Here is a 20,186-nt window from a genome sequence, read left to right as displayed (position 1 = left end):
AGATGAAGTGCCTTCCGTACCTCTTTCCCCGCGGTACCGTGCCGAAGCCCTGACCAGGCTGCGCACCCGGGAAGTCGACGTCCTGGTGATCGGCGGCGGCGTCACCGGAGCCGGGATCGCGCTCGACGCGGCGGCCCGGGGGCTGTCCGTCGGGCTGGTCGAGGCCCGTGACTTCGCCGCGGGGACGTCGAGCCGGTCGAGCAAGCTGATCCACGGTGGCCTGCGGTACCTGGAACAGCTCGACTTCAAGCTGGTGCGGGAGGCACTTCGGGAACGTGGGCTGCTGCTCACGAAGCTGGCTCCGCACCTGGTGCGCCCGGTGAAGTTCCTGGTGCCGCTGAAGCACCGGGTGTGGGAGCGTGGTTACATCGGCGCGGGTGTGATGCTCTACGACACCCTTGGCGGCGCACGCGCCCTGCCCCGGCACCGGCACCTCAGCCGGCGTCGCGCTTTCTCCGTCGCTCCAGGACTCTCGCCGGACGCGTTGATCGGTGCGATCCAGTACTACGACGCGCAGGTCGACGATGCCCGGCACACCATGATGATCGCCCGTACCGCCGCGGAGCTGGGCGCGTCCGTGCTGACTCGCACGCGGATGACTGCCCTGCTGCGGTCGGGTTCCCGGGTCACGGGCGCCGTGGTCCGTGACCTGGAGTCCGATGTGGACTTCGAGGTGCGGGCTCGGGTCGTGGTCGCCGCCACCGGGGTGTGGAGCGATGACGTGTGTGCCGCGGCCGGGATTCCCGCGCCTTTCACGGTCCGGGCGTCCAAAGGCATCCATCTCGTTGTGCCGCGCGAGAAAATCGACCTGGACACCGGGTTGATCCTGCGGACCGAGAAGAGCGTGCTGTTCGTGATCCCGTGGGACAGGCACTGGATCGTCGGCACCACTGACACGCCGTGGGATTTGTCCCGTGACCACCCGGCGGCGAGTCGCGCGGACGTCGACTACGTGCTCGATCACGTGAACTCCGTGCTGCGCAAGCCTTTGACGCATGCCGACATCGAGGGCGTGTACGCGGGCCTGCGTCCGTTGCTCGCCGCCAAGGCCGCTTCGACGACCAAGTTGTCCCGTGAACACGCCGTCGCCAATCCCGTGCCCGGCCTGGTGATGATCGCGGGCGGCAAGTACACGACCTACCGCGTGATGGCTTCGGACGCGGTGGATGTCGCTGCTACCAACCTTTCTGGTGACGTGAAGCCTTCGCCCACCGCGCAGCTGCCGATTCTGGGCGCGGACGGCTACCACTCGCTGTGGCGCTCCCGGCACGACGTGGCCCGGCGCTCCGGGTTGTCGTTGGATTACGTCGAACACCTGCTGCAACGGTACGGCACGGCGATCCACGACCTGCTGTGGCTGATCGACGACCAGCCGGACCTCGGCAAGCCGATCACCGGCGCGGAGGAGTACCTCAAGGCAGAAGCCGTGTACGCGGTGACGCATGAGGGCGCGTTGCACCTGGAGGACGTCCTTACCCGGCGGACCCGAATCTCCATCGAGCAACGGGACCGTGGCGTGACAGCGGCCGCGGAGGTGGCCGATTTGATCGCACCGCTGCTGGACTGGGACGAGGCGAAAAAACAGCACGAACTGGACAGTTACCTGTCCCGCGTGCACGCCGAACGCTCCGCCCAGGAGCAGCCGGACGACGTCACCGCCAACGCGACCCGCCTCAGCTTCGTCACCGTCTGACGTCCCCGCGTGTCCACCACTCCGGCACCCCGTGTCCACCTTTCCGGCACCTCGAAGTTCCCGTTCCGGCACCTCGAAATGCGCGTTGCGGCACCGGCGAGGCGCCAGTCCGAAGCAGCCTGACCGCCTGTCCCGTAACGACCCGGTCAACCCATGACCACGAAATCCCCCGCTGCGGCTGGCAGGGGAATTTCATGGTGCCGGAACGGTGGACACGGCGTGCCGGAACGGGCGTCTCGGGGTGTCGTAATGGTGGACACGGGGTGCTGGAACGGTGGACACGCGGGGACGGCTCGCGGGGTAACGGTGTTTCGAGTGGTGGCGCTGAGCATTCCTAAGTGGACGGCTGGTCAATGGTGTGACTTCTGGACTGTGGCCAGTCTGTGATCATTGGGCACTGGCATGGCGTGGTCGTGCCCGCCTATGGTGTTCGCCGGGTTACAACAGGGCGATCGGGGTTGCGTCACATCGGTATTCCTCAAGGGAGAGGGACAGATGGAAACCTCGCATACCCCGGCGGCCAGACATCGCTCACTGGCCGCCGGGAACAGGGTGTGGCGGGCCGGTCGGCTCGAACCGATGCCGATCCGCACCCTGCCGGAGCCGCCCCCGGCCATGCACCTGCTGGGACCGACGGTCTTCCTGGTCGCGCTCGGCGTCGGGATGGGCGAGTCCTACATGTGGCCGAGGCTGGTGCTGGTCTTCGGCCCCGAGATCAGGTGGCTGTTCCTGATCGGCGTCACCCTGCAGGCCGTCGTGATGCTCGAGATGGCCCGCTACACCATGGCCACCGGCGAGAGCATCTTCGCCGGCGCCGCCCGGGTGTTCAAGCCGATCATGTGGTTTTTCTTCGTCGTGGCCATCCTCGTCTACATCTGGCCGGGCCACCTTTCGGCGGGTGCGGCGGCGCTCGAGGAGATCACCGGCATACCGTGGGTCGTGACCGCGTGTGTCGCCCTTGTGGTCGTCGGCATCCTGTTCAGCCTCGCCAGGGTCATCTACAACCTGCTCGAGAACGTGCTGGCGATCCTCATCGGACTGCTCGTGGTGGGCACCGCGGTGATCGCGTCGTTCGTCGGCAACTGGGAGGACCTGGCCTCTACAGTCGGCGGTATGTTCGCGTTCGGGTACGTTCCCTCCGGCGCGTTGACGGAGGCGTGGTTCCCGATCGTCGTGGGTGCGGTCGCTTTCGCGGGCCCGTCCGGTATGCAGCAGATGTGGTACACGCTGCACCTGCGCGACAGCGGCGCCGGGATGGGTGCGTACATCCCGAAGCTGCGCGGCCTGCGGCACGCGGGCGAGGAAGAACAGATGCCGAGCCGTGGCTTCATGTTCGACACCGGCAACCCGGACGAGATGCGCAAGTGGAAGGGATGGCGGCGCTGGGTCACGTTCGACGCCCTGTTGTTGTTCTGGGGCATCACGATGCTCGTCACCGTCTCCTTCACGGTGCTCGCGCAGTCCGCGGTCCGGGCCAACCCGGACATCCGCGGACTGATCGAGAACGGCGAACGCGAAGCCGCGTTGTCGGCGATGTCGGACGCGTTCGCCGAAGCGGGCGGTTCCGTGCTCGGTGCGGTTTTCCTCGGCTTCATCGCGCTGATCGGCCTGAACGCGACGCTGGGGCTGTTCGACTCGTTCTCCCGCGGTCAGGCGGACATGACGTACTTCTTCGTCAAGGGCGCCAAGCGGGTGAAGATGTCCCACCTGTACGCCGGGTTCCTCTGGGGCCTGATCACGTTCGGCATCCTGATCCTGCTGTTCGGCCCGGTCGACGGGCCGGGCTCGGTGCTGGACGTCCTGGCGTTCCTGTCCACGTTCGCCATGGGCTCGTACTGCGTGGTGTTGTTGCTGGTCAACAACAGGATGCTGCCGCGGCCGATCCGTCCGAAGTGGTACACCAACCTGGTCATCGGGTTCGGCGCGGTGTTCTACCTCGGCATGCTGCTGTACTCGCTGATCCGGTTCGGCGTGGTGGTGGGCTGATGAAACGCCTGGTCGACGCGAGCCTGCCCGGCTTCGCCGTAGGTTTCCTCGCGGGCTCGCTCGCCGGTCTGATGGCCGTGGTGGTCGGTCAGCCGTGGAGCTGGGCCCTCGTCGCTGTGGTCACGCTCGGCGTGCCGCTGGGATTGTTCGGCGCGGCTTACAGTTTGCTGCTGGCGTCCGGAAAGGTGCCACGCGGCAGGTTCGCTCCGGCGTGTCTGTTCTGGATGGTCGCGTTTCCCGTCGCACGACTGCTCCAGGAAGTCCTGACCCGGCTGGTGTTCGTCGGCGAGCCCGGCCTGCCGCCCAACGCTTGGGGTTTCCTGGCGTACCAGGCGATCATCAGCGTGGGCTTCGCGATCGGGTTCCTCTGGGTGCACGAACGCCTTGTGCGTGTGGTGCACGCGTAGGAGGGGTCGTCTCACCGCTCGGTCCACAGTGGCCGAGCGGTGCCGGCCTCAGTGTTCCTTCGCCGACAAGGCGATCGCCATTTTGTCGAGGCACTGTTCCAGCCCCAGCCTGGACATTTCGGCTGTCTGTGGTGAGGTGTAACCGGACTCCGTGACGGTCAGCTCGGTCTTCGCGCCGGCGCGGGCGAACGTGACGACGTGCGGTACCGGAACCGGGATGTCGGCGGGCAGGCCGAGTTCGGCCGGGCTTCGGGGCTGCCAGGACGAATCGGCGAAGTCCATGGTGAACTCCAGGCGTTCGCGGGGGATCACGCGCGAGTACGTCCACGTGTTGTAGAACTCGTGCCCCTCCGGGGAACGCATGCTCACGCGGGAAGTCCCGCCTTCGCGGACGTCCATCTCGGCGATCGGTGCGGTGAAGCCGTCCGGGCCCCACCACCGGTGCACGTACTCAGCCTTGCTCCAGGCCTGCCAGACCTGGTCGGCGGGCGCGTCGAACACGCGGGTCGCCACGACGTCCATGTCAGCTCCTCGCGATGAGATCGGCCAGCAGGTCCAGGGATTCCCGGATTCCCTTGTCCATGTCGGTCGGAATCCAGCCGTCACGGTCCTCGACGGACTGGAAGAGACAGACCTGCGTGTACACCGTGCGGCCGTCGGCCTCCTCGAAGGTTTCGGTGACGAACTGGAGGTAGCCAGGCCCGCCGGGTTCGAACTCGAACGTGAACACCGTGCCCGACGGGGCGGCGACGTCGTGGTAGACGCCGCGGAACGCGTACTCGCTGCCGTCGTCGTTGTTGCGGGTGACGAATCGCCATTGGCCGCCCTGGCGGACGTCCATCCGGTCGACGGTGGTGGTGAAGCGCCGCGCGCCCCACCAGCGGGGAATCAGCTCCGGGTCGGTGAAGGCCTTGAACACCTTCTCGCGCGGTGCGTCGAACTCGCGCCTGATGATGATGTCCTGCCTGCCCGGCTCGAAAATCACCTCGGTCATCCGTCCTCCTTGTGCCGCATCTTCTTGATTTCCGCTTCGAGCCGGTCGAACGAGTCCGCCCAGGCCGCGCGGTAGCGCGCGATCCACGCGGTGACCGCGTCCAACGGCGCGACCTCGAGCCGGCACGGCCGCCACTGGCCCTGCCTGCTCCGGCTGATCAGCCCGGCGGACTCCAGCACCTTGAGGTGCTTCGAGATCGCCTGCGGCGTCATGTCGAACGGCTGTGCCAGTTCGTTCACCGGCGCCGGGCCGTCCGCGAGCCGGGCGAGGATCGCCCGCCGGGTCGGGTCGGCCAGTGCCGCGAACGTCCGGCTGAGCTCGTCGTCCATTCAACACCCAACTATCAGGTTTATAAACCGTTTGGTTGAGTATCGGGCGACGGATGTCTTCTGTCAAGGCTCCGCCGACGACACACGGCCGCCATTGCCGCGCGATTCCAGCAGCTAGGCTTCGGTGCCATGTTGGTCGGCCGGGATGACGAACGGGACCACGTCGAACGGTTACTGGGGCAGGCGTGTTCCGGTCGCAGCGCGGCGGTGGTCATCCGAGGCGAGGCGGGGATAGGCAAGTCGGCGCTGCTCGATCATGCGGTGGCCACGGCCGCGACACACGCAGGAGGCATGCGTGTGCTGCGGGGCGTGGGTATCGAGTCCGAGGCCGAGCTGGCGTTCGGCGCTCTGCACCTGCTGCTCTACCCGTACCTGGATCGCCTTGATCTGCTGCCCGCTCCGCAGGCGGCCGCGTTGCGCGGCGCGTTCGGGCTGAGCGACGCCGCGGCGACCAACCCGTTCCTGATCGGTGCGGCGACGTTGACGTTGCTCGCCGAGCTGGCCGCGGAGAAGCCGTTGTTGTGCGTGGTCGACGACGCGCAATGGCTGGACCGTGGGTCGTCGGACGCGTTGCTGTTCGCCGCTCGACGGTTCCAGGCGGACCCGGTCGCGTTGCTGTTCGCCGTCCGCGACACGGCCGTGCCGTTTCCGACACCGGGCCTTGAGGAGTTGCGGCTGCCCGGCCTGCCGCCGGACGCGGCGGCCAGGCTGCTGGACCGCAACAGTCCTGGGCTGACCGCGCCGGTGCGGGCATGGGTTCTCGAGGAGGCCAACGGGAATCCGCTCGCGTTGCTCGAACTGGGGGCGGCGCGGCTGGCCGCGCAGCGTGCGGGGCGTGCCGAGCCCGCGCACCAGGTCGGCCCGCTGCCGGTCACGCGACGGGTGCAGGAGACGTTCCGCGAGCAGATCGTCAGCCTGCCCGGTAGGTGCCAGTCGATCCTGCTGGTCGCCGCGGCCGACCGCTTCGCCGGCATGGACACGGTGCTGAGCGTCGCCCGTGCGGTCGGTGCGGACACGTCCGACCTGGACGCGGCCGAGCGCGCCGGTCTGATCAGCGTGACGGACGGGGAGCTGGCGTTCCGGCACCCGTTGGTCCGGGCCGCGGCCTACCAGTGCGCCACCCACCACCAGCGGATCGCGGTGCATCGGGCGTTCGCCGAGGCACTCACCGCCCCGGACGTCCTCGACCGTCGCGCCTGGCACCTCGCGGCGGCCACCACCGAACCGGACGAGACAGTGGCCGCCGAACTGGAGCGAACCGCGTTACGGGCGGAACGCCGAGGCGGCGCCATGGCGGTGTCCGCCGCGTACGACCGGGCCGGCCGGTTGAGCGTGGACCCGGAGCGCAAGGCCCGCCGCATCGCCAAGGCCGCGCTCGCGGCCTACGACGCGGGCAAACCCGACCGTGCCGCGCGCCTGGCCACGGAAGTCGGATCGCTCACCAAGGACCCAGCTCTTGTCGCGGAAGCGACGCTGCTGCGTGGCCAGATCGAATACGAGCGGACCTCTCCCGTCGCGGACGCCGCACTCGCCTCGGAGGCGGCTCGGCTGGTCATGGACAGCGACCCCGAACGCGCGGTCGTCATGCTGACGGAGATGATCTGCGCCGGGCGGGACGCCGGTGCGCTGCCGCTGATCGCCGAGGGCGGGCGGTTGATGGCCGGGCTGCGGCTGCCGCCGGAGTCCGGGGCGCGCGCGGCCGCCGAGGCCCAGGTCGCCTGGGCCGATCTGCTGGCCGGCCGGCCGGAGAACGCCGTCGGCCCGCTCCGGGTGATGATCAACGTCGCGCGTGGCCGCGACGCGGACTACGTCCACCGGGTCGTGGCCGGGTTCAGCGCGCTGATGCTGGCCGAGGACGACGCGGCGGTCGCGGTCATCGACGTGTTGCTGGCCGAGGTGCGTGCCAGCGGGGCGTTGACGTGGATCCCGTACGCGCAGGAGATCGCCGCGGTGGCCCAGGCGCTGCGCGGCGACTTCCTCGCGGCGCAGACCTGCCTGGCCGAGGCGGTGTCGCTCAGCACCGAGTTCGGGATGGACATGGAAATCGCGGTGTTACGGGCGACCTCCGTCTGGCTTGCCGCGGTGACGGGCGACGAACCGCGATGCCGCGAACTGGCCGCCGAGGTGCTGCCGGTGCTCGACGGACGGCACGCGGTCGGCGCCGCGTTGATCTCCTGGGGTCTTGGCCTGCTCGATCTCGCCGCGGGACGGTACCGGGAGGCATTCGACGCGCTGCACGCCGTGTGCGTCGGTCCCGCGAAGTACGACTTCCTTATCCGCGCGGTCGCCGACCTGGTGGAGGCGGCGGTGCGGGACGGTGACCCGGGACGCGTCGCGGACCAGTTCGCGACGTTCAAGCGGTGGGCGGAGCACGTGGACACGCCGCTCGCGACCGCACTGCTGCGGCGCTGCCAGGCGATGATCGAGGACTCCGAGGAGCACTACCGGGCCGCACTGGACCTGCACGACAAGCACGGCGGCCGGTTCGACCAGGCCAGGACCCAGTTGCTGTACGGGGAGTGGCTACGTCGCAGACGCCGCCGTGGCGAGGCGCGAGCTGAGCTGGACGACGCGTTGGCCGGGTTCAAGCGGCTGGGCGCGTGCACGTGGGAAGCGCGTGCGACGAGCGAACTCGCCGCACTGGGTGAGCGGCCGACGCTCGAACCGGTCGCCGACGATCCACTGAAGAACCTGACACCGCAGGAGGTGCAAGTCGTTCGACTGGCGGCGGCCGGGCTGAGCAACAAGGAGATCGGCGCGCAACTGTTCCTCAGCCCGCGCACGATCGGCCACCACCTGTACCGCGCGTACCCGAAACTGGGGGTCACCCGACGGATCGAGTTGGCGCAGCTCGGGCTCGGATGACTTAACCGCCGGCCGGGCGAGGAGCCCCAACGCCAGTCGCGTGACCGATGTGCACCGGTGTGCCCGGGCCATAGCTTCTCTGGCAACGAAAGGAGAAGCTGATGTTGCTGGAGAACAAGACCGCGGTGATCTACGGTGGCGGCGGCTCGATCGGCGGTGCGATGGCCGGTGCCTTCGCCGCCGAGGGCGCCCGGGTCTTCCTGGCCGGCCGGACGCCGGCGAAGCTCGAGGCGGTCGCGGACAGGATCCGGGGCGCGGGCGGGCAGGCCGAGACGGCCGTGGTCGACGCGCTGGACGCGGCCGCCGTGAACGACCACATCGACACCGTGGTGGAGAAGACCGGCAGTGTGGACATCTCGGTCAACGTCATCACCCAGGAGGGGATCTTCCAGCCGCTGGCCGACATCTCGACGCCCGACTTCGTCGCCGCCATCGGCAAGGCGCTGACCTCGCAGCTGATCACCACGAAGGCCGCGGCCCGGCACATGGTCAAGCAGGAGTCCGGGGTGCTGCTGTTCTTCGGTGGGTCGGACAACGCGAACACCAGCCCCGGCCTGGGCAACGTGCAGGTCGGCTTCGACGCCGTCGAGTCACTGCGCAGGCAGTGGGCCGTGGAGCTGGCGCCGCACGGCGTCCGCACCGTGACGCTGCTGACCGGCGGCATCATCGACACGTTCCCGGACATCCCCGAGATGGAAGGGCCCAGGCAGAGCATCATCGACAACTCGCCGTTCAAGCGGGCGGCGACCATGTCGGACGTGGGCAGCGTGGCCGCTTTTGTCGCTTCGGAGAAGGGCCGCAGCATCACGTCGACGCAGGTGAACATCTCGTTCGGCGCCTGCTACGGCTGATCGGACGCCGTCGGGTGCCCCCGGACGTCAGCGGGGGCACCCGTGCTGGTGTCCTATGAAGACAGACCGAGGACCTTGACGGCCTGCGCGGCCATCTTCGCCTCGCCGAGCGCGTTCGGGTGCACGACAACGGGGTTCGTCGTGTGCAGTACGGGTTCGATCCAGCGGACGCCCAACGGCTGGCAGGCGTCATGCCCTTCCGACACGGTGTTCATGTCCACATAGGTCGCGCCGGTTTCGGCGGCCGCGCGGCGGACTGCGTCGTTCAGGGTCGCCTGAAGGGAACGCAGGTACGGTACGTCGCCGTGGGCGACCGGCATCCTGGTGAAGCATCCGCCGGTCGGCGGCAGGATCCACGGGTAGCCGAGGATACCCACTTCGGCGCCGGGTGCCTTGGCGCGTACCGCCCGCAACGCGCTGACCAGCGACGGGTACGTCTTGGTGCGGATGGTGTCCTCGAAGCTGGAGCCGTGCTGGTCCTTGCACGGGCTGCCTTGGCCGAGGCTCAGGATGCCGGCCGCGCCACAGGCCAGCAGGGCACCGATGAACACGTTGCTGTCGTTGCCGCCGATGGTCATCGTGATCAGGTCGGTGTCCGCGCTGACGGCGTCGAGCTGTGGCGGGACGCCCGGGTACTGGGCGGCGGTGAAGTCGTTGGTGTCGGCGGCGCCGCACGTGACGTCGGTCAGCTGTGCGCCGGTCCGGGCAGCGATGACGTGCGGGTAGTTGCGGGTTGAGCGCAGGCAGAGCAGCGGCGCGGTGGGGTCGACCGGCAGGACACCGGACGCCGCGCTGTAGGAGTCGCCGAGTGCGACGTAGGTCAGGGGTTCGGCCTGGGCGGCAGGGGACGCGGCGACGAGAGTCAGGGTGGCCGCGGCAAGGGACAGCAGGGCACGGCGGGGCATGGGCACGCTCCGGCATCGACGACGGGTGTACCTACTCGTGAGTAGCTAGTCAATCGTGAGGCATGCCCGCGCCGTCGTCAATGCCCCGATAATGCATTCATGAGCAGTGGAAGATGGCGCGTGGTGTTGTGGGACGACGACACCAACACCCCGGCCACCGTAGCGTTCGTGTTGCACCGGGTGGTCGGTCTGCCGCTCGGCACCGCGCTCGACCTGCCGCACGAAGTGGACGCGCGCGGCGTCGCGGAAGTCGGCCGCTACGACGACCTGGAGGACGCCGAGTTGACCGCCGCCCGGATGCAGGTGTTCGGCCTGCACAGCGGGGTGGTCCCGGAGTGACGTCGGATCGCGTGATCTACGAGGCCGTGCAGTTGCTCGCCGAGACCCTGCAAGGCGGTCCCGCGCGCAGACTCCCGTCCGCCGGGGTGTTCTCGCCCAAACTCGGCGGCCCGCAGGCGCTCGCCGCCCTGTTCGCACCCGTCTCGCCGGACCCGGCCATCGCGGGGGCGTTCCGGGAACGGCATGAGAGCCACATGCGCGCCGAGGTCTTCGCCGCGGTGTGCCGTGCGCTTGAGCGGTGGGGACACGTGTGTCAGGAAGGCTGCGACCAGTCCCACTTCGACGACCTCGTCGTCACCCTGGCGCACCTGCGGCTGATGTTGCGGTCCCGTCGCGGTGACGTCCCGGCGGCGCCGATCGCCGAGGACATCTTCGTCCGGGCCCTGACATTGCACGACGAACTGGCCGGCCGCTGGTTCCAGCCGTTGATCAGGGACAAGCTCAACGGCTGAAGTAGGTTGTCGGCATGGGTATTGGTCATCACGGCCGGACGTACCGGCTGGACTGGGAGGACCCGACGGTCCGCGAGTGGGAGTGCACGGTCCTGTGGTCGGATCCGGACGACCCGGAAGCCGGGATCGTGCTGGACCGCTCGGCGTTCTACCCGGGTGGGGGAGGGCAGCCGCCGGACCATGGTGTGCTGCTGTGGCAAGGAGTTCGCACGCGGATCGCCGGCACACGCAAGGGCGAGGACCTGTTCCTGCTGCCCGAGCCGGGCGAGCCGGTCCCGCCGGTGGGCACCGTCGTGCAGGGCGCGCTGGACGACGACCGCCGCACGAGTCTGATGAGGACACACTCCGGCCTGCATGTCCTGTGCGGCACGGTGTTCCGTGACTTCGGCGCACTGGTCACCGGCGGCAACATGGAGCCGGGCGAGGCCAGGATGGACTTCAACCTGCCCGAGCTGCCGCCGAACTTCAAGGCCACCATCGAGGACGCGGTCAACCGCGAGATCGAGGCCGACCGGCGCATCGACGTCCGGTTCCTGCCGCGCGCCGAGGCGTTGGCCAACCCCGAACTGGTCAAGACCATGGGCGTCAGCCCGCCGGACGAGCCGGAACTGCGCATCGTCGACATCGTCGGGCTGGACGTGCAGGCGGACGGCGGCACGCACGTCGCGTCGACCGCGCAGATCGGGCGGATTCGCGTGACCAAAGTGGAGAACAAGGGCAGGCAGAACCGCCGCGTGCGGATCAGCCTCGTGGACTGAACGCCGCGACGATCGCGTCGGTGAGTTCCGTGGCGTACCGGCCGTCCGGGTCGAGGTCCGGATCGTAGATCGTCACGTTGACGCCGACGCACCGTTCGTCCGCGAGCATCGGCCGCAGCAGGCCGATCAGGTCCGGGTACCGCAGCCCGCCGGGGTCCGGGGCGTCCACGGCGGGCAGCACGTCGATGTCGAGCACGTCGACGTCCACGTGGACCCAGAACCCGTCCAGGCCGTCGAACCGCTCCAGGGTCCGTCCGGCCACCGTCGCGGTGCCCTCGGCCTGGATCCGCGGTGCCGTCAGGCCCAGAATGCCCGCCTCGGCGAGGTTGGGCACGTCCTCGTCCTCGTCACGGTTGCCCAGCACCACGATGTCGCTGTCCTGGACGTACGGGCCCAGGCCGTCGATGTCGGTGACGTCCTTCTGGCCCCTGCCGGTGACGAGCGCGAGCGTCTCACCCGCCGCCGCACCGATCCGCCCGGCCTGCGCCAGGCGGAGGAAGTCGGCGCTGCCGTCGAAGTAGGCCAATCCGTAACGGCCCCGGCGGCGCAGCGTCAGCATCGGCCCGAGCAGGATGCTGCAGTCGCCGCCCAGTACGACCGGGAACTCGCCGCGGTCCAGATGCCCGGCGATGCGCTCGGCGAGACGCTTGGCGTACCGCGCGATCCCGGAGGCGTTGAAGATCCCGTCGCCCGGCGACCAGCCCGAGATGTCGTACCGCGGCGGTACGACGTAGCCGGCGTCGCGAGCACCGATCCGGCTGAGCAATCCCTGATCCCGCAAGGCACCCGCCATCTTGTAGCAGCCGGGCACGACACCCGGCGCGGGCATCCGCAAACCCAGGTTGGACGGTGCGTCCAGGACGACGATCGTGCTCATACCAGCCCCCGAGAGTGGATCAATGGTGCACTCTAATGGTGTGCCTGACGCCGTGGGTTCGCAGCCGCAGTACGACGTGTTCGCCGACGAGTTCCTTGAGCACGCGCGGGACGGCTTGTACAACGCGCACTACGACCGGCCCGCGTGTCTGGAGCTGCTGGGCGACGTGTCCGGCCGCGTTGTCCTCGACGCGGCATGCGGACCGGGACTGTACGCCAAGGAGCTGGTGACGCGCGGCGCCACGGTGATCGGGCTGGACCAGAGCCCGCGCATGATCGAGCTGGCACGGCAGCGGGAGCCGATGGGGCGGTTTCGCGTCCATGACCTCGCCGACCGGCTCGACTGGCTGCCGGACGGCTCAGTCGACCTCGTGTTGTTCGCGCTGGCGCTGGAGTACGTCGACGACCGGACCGCGGCGCTCCGGGAGCTGCGGCGGGTACTGCGGCCGGACGGCGCGCTCGTGCTGTCCCGGATGCATCCCACGGGTGACTGGCTGCGGCAGGGCGGCAACTACTTCGACGTCCGCGTGATCGAAGAGGTCTGGAACAAGGGCTGGCGGGTCCGCTACTGGCTCGCTCCGCTGGAGCGGACGTGCGAGGAGCTGCACGAGGCGGGGTTCCTCATCGAACGGCTGCTCGAACCGCGGCCGAAGCCCCAGGCGGCCGAGATCAGCCAGGCCACCTACGAGCGGCTGACCAGCGAACCGAGCGGATTCCTCGCCATCCGGGCGGTACCTGACCCGCGCCGGTGACCGTCAGCTGATCCGGTCGATGGCCGTGGCCAGTTCGGTCAGCGCCATGATCACCGGTCGGCGACGCTCCGGCGGCAGGGCTTCCAACGCGGCACGTTGCAAGGCGCGGACGCGGTCCGTGGCGGCCCGCATGGCGGCACTGCCGTCGGCGGTGAGCGAGACGAGGACCGTGCGGTCGGCCGGTTCGGCGCGTTCCCGCCGGACGACCCCGTTGCTTTCCAGCTGCTTCAGTGCTCGCGTCACCGTCGGCTGGGACACCCTGGCCAGCCGGGCGAGCCGGCCGACCGGCAGCGGTCCGTGCTCCGCCAACGGGGTCAGTAGAGTGAGCTGGGATTCCGAGAGCTGGCCCGCTCCGGCCGTGGCGGCGAGGCTGCTGCGGTTGCGGCGCATGAGCGAGTACACCCGGTTGCACGCCCGGGCGAACTCGTCCACCTCGTGGTCCGACGCCATGGCCGCAGTCTAGTGAACAGGATCACTACCGACAGCTCCCGCAAGGGGCTGACCGGCGGAAAAGGGGGAACCGTTCGGTGTACGGGCGGGCATGGATCATGATCGGGCACAACTTTTCCGGGCTTCCGCTCGTATTCCAGACGTGGGATCTCGTGAGGGAAGGGCTCGCCCGCTGATGAGGCTGTCAGTGGTCGCGGCCGCTATGGTCGTGGGCGCGGGCGTTGCCTTCGCCTATGCCGTGGCCGGCGACTTACGCACGCACGCGCCGCCCGCCGACGCGCAAGCCGCCGGGCACAGCGTGCTGATCCCCAGCGACACTCCCGAGCCGCAACCCACCACGACACCGAGCACCACCACACCTCCTCCGCCGCCGGACCCGATCCTGCCTTTCAACGCGAAGCTGACCTCGGACGACATCCCGGCCCAGGGCGGCGGGGTGCGCAGCGGCGCGTGCAGCGGCTCGCTGATCGCGCCGTCCTGGATCGTGACCGCCGGGCACTGTTTCCACAACGGCAGGGACGTGCGGGTCAGCGGCAAGCCGCGCTACACCATGAAGGTGGTGATCGGCAAGCTCAAGGACAGCGATCCCGGCGGGCACACCACCATGGTCGTCGACGTCAAGCAGTCCCCCTTCAGCGACCTGGCGGTGGCCAAGCTCGCCGACCCGGTCACCGGCATCACGCCGCTGACGTTGGCCGACGCCAAACCCACCATCGGGCAGAAACTCCAGTTCGCCGGGTGGGGGTCGCTCTCGGCGACCAAGCTCGCCCCGTCCGACCACCTCAAACGCGGCGAGTTCACGGTCGCCAAGATCAGCCAGTACGTCCTGGAAACGTCACCGGTGGTGCCGCGCACGGTGGAGAACAGCCCCTGCCCGCAGGACTCGGGCGCGCCGTTCTTCGTCACGGACGACGAACGCACCGGCACGCTGGTGGCGATCGTGAACACCGGGCCGGCCTGCCCGCAGCCCGGGCGTGAGATCGTCGCCCGGATCGACACGGTGGCCGACTGGATCCGCCAGCAGACCGGCATCAGCTGAGCCCGTGCGCCGCGACCGGGCCTTCCGGCGCGTTCGCGGACCACGGTCGCCGCGTTGCCTTGGTCGTGGTTTGTCTTGCACGGCAACGCATGCCTTGTTCCGCACCGCTCGGTGCCCCTGCTGGTGCCTGCAAGTCCGATGAGGAATCCGTTATCGATCGTTCACCCAAAGGCGGACGGCACGGGGCAGGATGCATGCGTTCGTGCGCAAACGACAATGGAGGCCCTTGTGTCAGGTGTCGGATCGGCGTTGCGGGCCGCCGTCGGGCTTGCCGTGGCCGCCGGTGTCGTCGTGGCGATCCCGTTGGTGTCGGCGCCGACGGCCCAGCAGGCACCGGAGTGGACGCCGATGTCTCCCGTCGCGGTCAGCTACGACACCGAACGCGGTGCGGCCGCCAAGGGCAGGCTGTTGGCCTTCAACGACTTCCACGGTGCTCTCGAACCGCCGACCAGCAGCGGTGGCCTGGTCAACGGCACGCCCGCGGGTGGTGTCGAGTACCTCGCGACGCACGTCAAGCGGCTGCGTTCGGCCGGTGAGGCCAACGGCGAGAAGGTGCTGACGGTCGGTGCCGGTGACCTGGTCGGCGCGACTCCGTTGATCAGCGCGGCGTTCCACGACGAGCCGAGCGTGGAAGCGCTGTCCGGGCTCGGCCTGGACATCAGCTCGGTCGGCAACCACGAGTTCGACGAAGGCGTCACCGAACTCAAGCGGTTGCAGCGGGGCGGCTGCCACCCGGTCGACGGTTGCCAGGACGGTGACGGGTTCGCCGGTGCGGCCTACCGCTACCTGGCCGCGAACGTCGTGGACAAGAAGACCCGGCTGCCGATCCTCGCGCCGGTGGACATCAGGTTCGTCAAGGGCGTGCCGGTCGGGTTCGTCGGGATGACGCTGAAGGGCACGCCGAGCATCGTCAACCCGTCGGGGATCAAGGACGTCGAGTTCCTCGACGAGGTCGAAACGGCCAACTCCTACGCCGACCTGCTGCGCATGATCGGCATCAAATCCCTGGTGCTGCTGGTGCACGAGGGTGGGGCGCAGTCCGCGCCGCCCGCCGTGCAGGATCCGTCGAGCTGCGCGAACTTCGCCGGTCCGATCACCGGCATCGTCAAGGGTCTGCGTCCCGAGTTCGGCGTGGTCGTCTCCGGGCACACGCACCGGTTCTACAGCTGCGCGCTGCCCAACTCCTCCGGCGCGAACACGGTCGTCACGAGCGCGGGCTCGAACGGCACGCTGATCACCGACATCCAGTTCACCGTCAACAAGGCGACCAAGCGCTTCGCCAGCGTGTCGGCGCGCAACGTGATCGCGGAGAACGGCGTGAAGCGCGCGGACGGCACGTGGGCCACGGACCCGTCCGGCGCGTTCCTGCGTAACCCCGACCTGGTGGACGCGAACGCCAAGGCCCTCGTCGACAAGTACCGCGCGGCCGTCGCCCCGATCGCGAACCGCGTGGTCGGCAAGATCACCGCGGACATCACCCGCGCGACGACACCGGCGGGCGAGAGCGCGCTCGGTGACGTCATCGCCGACGCCCAGCTCGCCTACACCGCGTCGGCAGGCGCCCAGATCGCGTTGATGAACCCGGGCGGCATCCGCGCGGACCTGAGCTACGCGACTTCACCCGGCGGTGAGCCGGTCGGTGACGTGACGTACGGCGAGGCGTTCACCGTGCAGCCGTTCAACAACCTGGTGGTCACGCAGACCCTGACCGGTGCGCAGCTGAAGGAAGTGCTGGAGCAGCAGTTCGTCGGCTTCGCCGGGCAGACGACCCAACGCATCCTGCAGATCTCGGCCGGGTTCTCGTACTCGTACGACAGCACCAGGCCGGCAGGTGAGCGGGTGTCCGCGTTGGCGCTCAACGGCACGCCGATCGACCCGGCCGCCGCCTACAAGGTGACCAGCAACGACTTCCTGGCCAACGGCGGCGACGGCTTCACGAAGCTGTCCGCCGGAACCGGCCGCGTCACCGCACCCGGCTTCGACGTGGACGCACTGATCGCCCACCTCGGCACCGCCCCGGTCGCGCCCGGTCCGCGCAACAGGATCACGAAGCTCGCGTAAGTGACAAGACGGGGCGGCCCGCTGATGCTGATCGGCGGGCCGTTCCGCGTTGAGACGTCAGAACGGTTTGGGATTGGCCGAGCCGCTGAAACAGTTTCTGTCAGCCGCACGATGATCGAGCCGTGACCTCCACACCACGAACCGGTCTGATCGTCGCCATCGCCGCGGCTGTGCTGATCGTCGCGGTCAGCGTCACGGTCGCGGTCCTGGTGCCGGATCGGGGCAGCGTCGCCGGAATCGCGGTGGCGGGACCCGCGGCAGAACCCACGGCAGGACCCACGACATCGGCCAGCGGCGCCGGTTCCACCACTTCGTGTGTGTACAACCGGGCGTCGGATGGCCCGGTCGGCAAGGACGTGGGCCTGCCTGACAATGCGGGACAGGCGCCCGACACGGGCACCGTCCAGTTCACACTGAGGACCGACCAGGGCGACATCCCGATCACCCTCGACCGGGCGAAGGCACCCTGTGCCGTGCACAGCCTGCTTTTCCTGGCGGGCAAGAAGTACTTCGACGGCACGCCCTGCCACCGGCTGACGATCGTGGCCGGGTTGAAGGTCCTGCAGTGCGGTGACCCGAGCGGCTCCGGATATGGCGGACCCGGGTACCAGTTCGACGACGAACTGCCGTCCGACCTCAAGCCCGCGGGTCAGGGCACGGTGATCTACCCGACGGGCACGGTGGCGATGGCCAACGCCGGCCCGGGCACCAACGGCAGTCAGTTCTTCCTCGTCTACGGCGACTCCCAGCTGCCGCCGAGTTATCCGGTGCTGGGCAGCTACACCACCGCCGCGCTGACCGTCATCGACAAGGTGGTGGCGGGTGGCGTGACTGCCGGGGAGTACCGGGAAGGCGACGGCAAGCCGAAGATCCCGGTCACCATCCAGCAGGCGATCGTCGGTTGACCGTTCGGACAGGTTCGACGCCCGCGGATCATCGAAGGCTGTCCGCGGAATCCCGTGCAACCAGGGCCGAGTGGGAACCGTCCATGAGATATGGCGGTCACGACCCGGTTAGCGGCACTTTGTGTGGTTCTGTTGGTCACGGCATGCGGCGCGCAATCCGCGGACAACGAGCCGCTGCCACCGCCGGTGCCCGTCGCACGGCAGGTTCCCGCGGACATGGCGGCGTTGGTCTCGGCGACGGACGCGTTCGGGCTCGATCTGGTGACCGCGCCCGCCTTGGCGGACAAGACCAATCTGGTCGTGTCGCCGGTCAGCGCCTCGTTGGCGTTGCAGATGGCCGCCGCCGGTGCGGCAGGGGAGACCGCGGCACAGATGACCAAGGTGCTGCACCTGCCGCAGGGCGTACGGCCCGCGCTGCCCGCGTTCGACCAGACGGATCTGAAGCTGTCGAACACGGCCTGGGTCCAGCAGGGCCTGACTCTCAAACCCCGCTACACCGAGGCGCTGGGCGACCAGTTCGGCACGACCATGAACGAAGCGGACTTCGTCCGGGACAGCGATGCTGCCCGAGGCCGGATCAACAAGACCGTCGCCGACCAGACCGCGGGCAAGATCACGGACTTGTTCCCGCCTGACGCGATCACGCGTGACACCCGCCTCGTCCTGACCAACGCGCTGTACCTGAAAGCCGCGTGGGCACGGGAGTTTCCCCGCGAGCGGACCAGGGACATGCCCTTCACCCGCGCGGACGGGTCGACGGTGACCGTGCCGATGATGCACAACGACCCGAAGGCTCAGCTGGGATACGCGCAGGGCCCCGGCTACCAGGTGGTCACGCTGCCGTACCGCGGTGGCAGGCTGGCTTTCACCGTGATCGCGCCCGCGTCCATCGAAGTGTTGCGGGGCCAGGGAATCGCCGAGATCCTCAGCCAGGTCCGGCCGACGGCCGTGCAGCTGGCCATGCCCCGCTTCACCACCCGGTCCGAGCTGGACCTGAAGGAGACCTTGGTGCAGGCCGGAATGCCGCTCGCGTTCACGCCGTCCGCCGACTTCAGCGGCATCACCGATGACGAGGCCCTGCTGATAGCGTCGGTGCGGCACAAGACTTTCGTTCAGGTCGACGAGGAAGGCACCGAAGCCGCCGCCGCGACCGGCGTCGAGATGCAGCCCGTGTCAGCGCCCGCTTACCGGACCGTGACCGTCGACCGGCCGTTCCTCTTCGTCATCACGGACACCGCGACCGGAGCGCCGCTGTTCCTCGGCCGGATCAACGATCCGACTCAGTAGACGACCCCTCCTCCTCGTGAGTGATTATCCGTGCTCTAACCCGGATAATCACTCACGAGCTTTGAGCAGCGGGACGCGCCATTGCAGGTCCGTGCCGGGGTTGGCCGACGTGACCGTGCACGTGCCGCCGAGGTGTTCGGCACGGGCGGTCATGGTGGCGATGCCACTGCTACGTCCTGAGCCGGGGATGCCGAGGGCGTTGTCCGTGACCCGCAGCAGCAGGTCCTCGCCGAGCGCCACCTCCACCGACGCCTCAGTCGCCGAAGCGTGTCGCGCCATAGTGGACAGTGCCTCCCGGAGAACCGGGAGCAACTGGTCGCTGACCGGCCCGGGAACCGACGTGTCCACCGGGCCGCGGAACCGGACGGACGGGGTGAAGCCGAGCGTGGCCTTCGCGTCTTGCACGGTGGCCAGCACGAGCGAGCGCAGGCTGCCGGTCGAGTCCTGTTGCAGGGCGAACACCGTGGTCCGGATCTCCTGGATGGTCCTGTCGAGGTCGTCGACGGCATGCCGGACCCGCGTGGCCGCGTCGCCGGGGTTCACCGGGATGACGGCGGCCGCGGCTTCCAGTGCCATACCGGTGGCGAACACCCGCTGAATGACCAGGTCATGCAGGTCGCGCGCGATCCGTTCGCGGTCCTCGAACACCACGAGCCGCTGCTGGTCGGCGCGTGCGCGGGAGTACTGCAGCGCCATGGCCACGTGGGCGGCGAAGTTGCGCAGCAGCTCCAAATCGGCCTGTTCGAACAACGGCTCGTGCCGCAGCCGGACCAACAGCAGCACGCCGAGGAGTTCGTCACCGGCCGGAAGCGGGACGATCGCCGCCGAACCCAGGTCCTTCAGCCAGTGCGGAACGGCGTCGCCCTGCCAGCTCGCCGCCGCGTCACCGTAATGGTCGATCAGCACCGGCTGACCGGTCCGGAAGACACGCCCCGACGCGGTCCCGTCGATGTCGATCGGCGCACCGGCGAGGTCGTCGACGCCTTGGAGGACCTCGACCACGAGCCGGTCGTCGGCATCGGGCAACGCGATCGCCGCGATCGGTGCGCCGGCGACCTCCCGGGCGTGCCGCGCGATCAGGTCGAGCTCGTCGGTGGACGTTCCGCCCAGCAGCGTCGCGGTGATCTCGTTGGACGCGCGCAGCCACGCCTCCCGGCGGCGCGACTCCTCGAGTTGCCGGTGATGGCGCAGACCCCCGGGCAGATCCGCTTCCATGCGCCCATCATGCCCGCGATCC

General features: G+C 69.0%; 20 protein-coding genes. 13 read left to right on the top strand and 7 right to left on the bottom strand.

Annotated elements, in window-relative coordinates; genetic code table 11:
• Nucleotides 1-7 precede the first annotated feature (7 nt).
• From glpD to GC106_RS12200, 3 genes are all read left to right on the top strand, one after another.
• Nucleotides 8-1,693 carry a glycerol-3-phosphate dehydrogenase gene (glpD, locus tag GC106_RS12210; RefSeq protein WP_173128493.1) on the top strand — a complete coding sequence of 562 codons (1,686 nt, stop codon included), beginning with the start codon at nt 8-10 and terminating at the stop codon, nt 1,691-1,693.
• A gap of 495 nt (nt 1,694-2,188) precedes the next feature.
• Nucleotides 2,189-3,679, top strand: coding sequence for an Nramp family divalent metal transporter (locus GC106_RS12205; protein ID WP_173128490.1), 1,491 nt, complete (start codon nt 2,189-2,191; stop codon nt 3,677-3,679).
• Nucleotides 3,679-4,086, top strand: coding sequence for a hypothetical protein (locus GC106_RS12200; RefSeq protein ID WP_173128487.1), 408 nt, complete (start codon nt 3,679-3,681; stop codon nt 4,084-4,086). The genes GC106_RS12205 and GC106_RS12200 overlap by 1 nt, the downstream gene beginning before the upstream one ends.
• Before the next feature lie 48 nt (nt 4,087-4,134).
• On the opposite strand, the gene GC106_RS12195 is transcribed toward GC106_RS12200, so the two are convergent.
• From GC106_RS12195 to GC106_RS12185, 3 genes are read right to left on the bottom strand one after another with little or no spacing between them, the layout of a single operon-like run.
• Nucleotides 4,135-4,608: an SRPBCC family protein gene (locus tag GC106_RS12195; RefSeq protein WP_173128484.1), complete on the bottom strand. Its 474-nt coding sequence runs from the start codon at nt 4,606-4,608 to the stop codon at nt 4,135-4,137.
• 1 nt (nt 4,609) lies between these two features.
• A complete protein-coding gene (locus GC106_RS12190; protein WP_173128481.1) occupies nt 4,610-5,080 on the bottom strand; it encodes an SRPBCC family protein in 471 nt (156 codons plus the stop codon).
• Nucleotides 5,077-5,409: an ArsR/SmtB family transcription factor gene (locus tag GC106_RS12185; RefSeq protein ID WP_173128478.1), complete on the bottom strand. Its 333-nt coding sequence runs from the start codon at nt 5,407-5,409 to the stop codon at nt 5,077-5,079. Before GC106_RS12185 ends, GC106_RS12190 begins: the two co-directional genes overlap by 4 nt.
• Nucleotides 5,410-5,538: 129 nt before the next feature.
• Between GC106_RS12185 and GC106_RS12180 the strand changes: the two genes are divergently transcribed.
• Together GC106_RS12180 and GC106_RS12175 are read left to right on the top strand one after the other, a co-directional pair.
• Nucleotides 5,539-8,274, top strand: coding sequence for a helix-turn-helix transcriptional regulator (locus tag GC106_RS12180; protein WP_173128475.1), 2,736 nt, complete (start codon nt 5,539-5,541; stop codon nt 8,272-8,274).
• Between the two features lie 101 nt (nt 8,275-8,375).
• Nucleotides 8,376-9,125 carry an SDR family NAD(P)-dependent oxidoreductase gene (locus GC106_RS12175; RefSeq protein ID WP_173128471.1) on the top strand — a complete coding sequence of 250 codons (750 nt, stop codon included), beginning with the start codon at nt 8,376-8,378 and terminating at the stop codon, nt 9,123-9,125.
• Nucleotides 9,126-9,178: 53 nt separating this feature from the next.
• Here GC106_RS12175 and GC106_RS12170 read toward each other — a convergent pair whose 3' ends face one another.
• Nucleotides 9,179-10,030: an SGNH/GDSL hydrolase family protein gene (locus tag GC106_RS12170; RefSeq protein ID WP_173128468.1), complete on the bottom strand. Its 852-nt coding sequence runs from the start codon at nt 10,028-10,030 to the stop codon at nt 9,179-9,181.
• Between the two features lie 99 nt (nt 10,031-10,129).
• On the opposite strand from GC106_RS12170, the gene GC106_RS12165 reads away from it, so the two are divergent.
• From GC106_RS12165 to GC106_RS12155, 3 genes are read left to right on the top strand one after another with little or no spacing between them, the layout of a single operon-like run.
• Nucleotides 10,130-10,369 carry an ATP-dependent Clp protease adaptor ClpS gene (locus GC106_RS12165; RefSeq protein ID WP_173128465.1) on the top strand — a complete coding sequence of 80 codons (240 nt, stop codon included), beginning with the start codon at nt 10,130-10,132 and terminating at the stop codon, nt 10,367-10,369.
• The gene (locus GC106_RS12160; protein WP_173128463.1) at nt 10,366-10,821 is read left to right on the top strand and encodes a DUF2017 family protein; all 456 of its coding nucleotides are present in this window, start codon (nt 10,366-10,368) and stop codon (nt 10,819-10,821) included. Before GC106_RS12165 ends, GC106_RS12160 begins: the two co-directional genes overlap by 4 nt.
• Nucleotides 10,822-10,835: 14 nt before the next feature.
• The gene (locus tag GC106_RS12155) at nt 10,836-11,579 is read left to right on the top strand and encodes an alanyl-tRNA editing protein (RefSeq protein ID WP_173128460.1); all 744 of its coding nucleotides are present in this window, start codon (nt 10,836-10,838) and stop codon (nt 11,577-11,579) included.
• Here GC106_RS12155 and GC106_RS12150 read toward each other — a convergent pair.
• The gene (locus GC106_RS12150) at nt 11,563-12,456 is read right to left on the bottom strand and encodes an arginase family protein (RefSeq protein WP_173128457.1); all 894 of its coding nucleotides are present in this window, start codon (nt 12,454-12,456) and stop codon (nt 11,563-11,565) included. The two genes, GC106_RS12155 and GC106_RS12150, sit on opposite strands and share 17 nt — an antisense overlap.
• 40 nt (nt 12,457-12,496) lie before the next feature.
• On the opposite strand from GC106_RS12150, the gene GC106_RS12145 reads away from it, so the two are divergent.
• The gene (locus GC106_RS12145) at nt 12,497-13,207 is read left to right on the top strand and encodes a class I SAM-dependent methyltransferase (protein ID WP_312872608.1); all 711 of its coding nucleotides are present in this window, start codon (nt 12,497-12,499) and stop codon (nt 13,205-13,207) included.
• 3 nt (nt 13,208-13,210) lie between these two features.
• On the opposite strand, the gene GC106_RS12140 is transcribed toward GC106_RS12145, so the two are convergent.
• A complete protein-coding gene (locus tag GC106_RS12140) occupies nt 13,211-13,657 on the bottom strand; it encodes a MarR family winged helix-turn-helix transcriptional regulator (protein ID WP_173128451.1) in 447 nt (148 codons plus the stop codon).
• A gap of 175 nt (nt 13,658-13,832) precedes the next feature.
• Here GC106_RS12140 and GC106_RS12135 point away from each other — a divergent pair, with 175 nt between their 5' ends.
• From GC106_RS12135 to GC106_RS12120, 4 genes are all read left to right on the top strand, one after another.
• The gene (locus tag GC106_RS12135; protein WP_246365500.1) at nt 13,833-14,696 is read left to right on the top strand and encodes a S1 family peptidase; all 864 of its coding nucleotides are present in this window, start codon (nt 13,833-13,835) and stop codon (nt 14,694-14,696) included.
• 228 nt (nt 14,697-14,924) lie between these two features.
• Entirely contained in the window at nt 14,925-16,757 is a 1,833-nt protein-coding gene (locus tag GC106_RS49280) for a bifunctional metallophosphatase/5'-nucleotidase (RefSeq protein WP_217280394.1), read from the top strand.
• Nucleotides 16,758-16,879: 122 nt separating this feature from the next.
• Nucleotides 16,880-17,662, top strand: a complete 783-nt coding sequence (locus GC106_RS49275; protein ID WP_173128448.1) for a peptidylprolyl isomerase — start codon at nt 16,880-16,882, stop codon at nt 17,660-17,662.
• A 123-nt stretch (nt 17,663-17,785) separates the two neighbouring features.
• Nucleotides 17,786-18,949 carry a serpin family protein gene (locus GC106_RS12120; protein WP_173128445.1) on the top strand — a complete coding sequence of 388 codons (1,164 nt, stop codon included), beginning with the start codon at nt 17,786-17,788 and terminating at the stop codon, nt 18,947-18,949.
• A gap of 48 nt (nt 18,950-18,997) precedes the next feature.
• Here the strand turns inward: GC106_RS12120 and GC106_RS12115 are convergent, their stop codons facing one another.
• On the bottom strand, nt 18,998-20,164 hold the full coding sequence (locus GC106_RS12115; RefSeq protein ID WP_173128443.1) for a GAF domain-containing sensor histidine kinase: 1,167 nt from the start codon (nt 20,162-20,164) through the stop codon (nt 18,998-19,000).
• Nucleotides 20,165-20,186 lie beyond the last annotated feature (22 nt).

The organism is Kibdelosporangium persicum (genome assembly GCF_013280595.1).
In the GTDB taxonomy this organism is placed as follows: Bacteria; Actinomycetota; Actinomycetes; order Mycobacteriales; family Pseudonocardiaceae; genus Kibdelosporangium; species Kibdelosporangium persicum.
Note: the sequence above shows the minus strand (reverse complement) of the source record. Positions and strands in the feature narration are given on the sequence as shown.